Consider the following 1262-nt stretch of genomic DNA (forward strand, 5'->3'; position numbering starts at 1 on the left):
AGCGACGATCAACTGGAAGAGTTGCTTCTGCTGACAGAGCAGATGCAGGAAGAACTCGACCAGAAAGACCGGACTATCAGGGAACTGAAAGTGCAGCTCGACGAATCGCTGACCTTGAACGAGAAGTTAAACAGCGAGAACAAAACAGAGAACATTCAAGCCTTAAAGAACGACTTGAGGAAAACAAAAGAATTGTTGCAGAGCGAGAAAGAGAAAACACACACCGTCCAAGCCATGATAGAGGAATGTCGAGATAAGCAGAGACAGGCAGAACAGGAACGGGATTATGCACTCTCCCATCAGAAAAAAGTAGAGATACCGGTTGAAAAGCCGGTACTCTATCAAAAGTGCGGGAATTGTAAACAGACAGCTTATCTGAAAGCTAAGGAAAAGTATGATATGCAGAGGGAAAAACTGGCAGGCAGATATAAAACAAAAACAGCCATGTATGAAGCATTGATGTTTCTGCTGATATGGTATTCCGTATCAACTACTCTTTTTCAGATGATACGGTCAAAAATATTTATTTCTGATTGCGTGGTATTCTTTGATACAATCGCAACTTTCACACAGACCATTGCTGGCTGGGTTGTACTGGCAGGAAAGAACGTGGCACAGATTAGTGATGGAATATCCAATCCTGTCGTTGCTGGAATTATAAACTGGCTGATAAGAATATTGATTTGCGGTGGATGTCTGGTGGGTGTGGGAATACTTTTGGCATTCATCGAAATAAAGATTGCAGGGCTATATAAGAAATACTGTTGGGATATGATTACCATAATGGTGATACTTGTAAGTATGGCAATAGCTATCTACTTTGGGGATTGGATAAAGGAAGTATTGCCAATCAATCTGCTATTTCTCTTATTATTCGTGCAACTGGTATATGTTGGAATCAGGTGGTATGTAAAGGGATGGCGGGAAAACAGAGGTTATGTTTAAAAATAAAAAAATTGTCTGAGACGCAGCGAAGTAAATAAAATGAGTAGTATTATAAGAAGTCAGCAGTGCGTGAATAAACTGCTGGCTTCTTTTTTGATAGATACAGTCACTCTCAGAGAGTGTGCAGGATAGTAAAGTAATAATATCAACATGCCGATATAGAAAATGCAGGGAAGCATTGTATTTCAAAGAGTTTGAGATACAGAGCTTCTACTAAGGCAGTGGTCATCTTGTAAAAATATGGTCTTTGTGTGCGTAATATGGTCGTTTGATGATATGGGACTAGGAGAACAGGTTATTTTATCCGATAAAGAAAG

1 protein-coding gene and 1 pseudogene are annotated in these 1262 nt (G+C 39.8%); both read left to right on the plus strand.

Annotation, left to right across the window (positions count from 1 at the left end):
• A pseudogene (locus LKD41_RS15575) lies at positions 1 to 257 on the plus strand (MobA/MobL family protein); the annotation flags it as partial.
• Positions 235 to 945, plus strand: a complete 711-nt coding sequence (locus tag LKD41_RS15580; protein WP_014080632.1) for a DUF6040 family protein — start codon at positions 235 to 237, stop codon at positions 943 to 945. The pseudogene LKD41_RS15575 and the gene LKD41_RS15580, both read left to right, overlap by 23 nt.
• The last annotated feature ends 317 nt before the right edge of the window (positions 946 to 1262 follow it).

The organism is Roseburia sp. CLA-AA-H209, assembly GCF_020687575.1.
Classification (GTDB): Bacteria; Bacillota; Clostridia; order Lachnospirales; family Lachnospiraceae; genus Roseburia_C; species Roseburia_C amylophila.

Coding starts and splice junctions, on each gene's coding strand:
- LKD41_RS15580 (WP_014080632.1), top strand. CDS start 235: ATGATAGAGGAATGTCGAGATAAGCAGAGACAGGCAGAACAGGAACGG.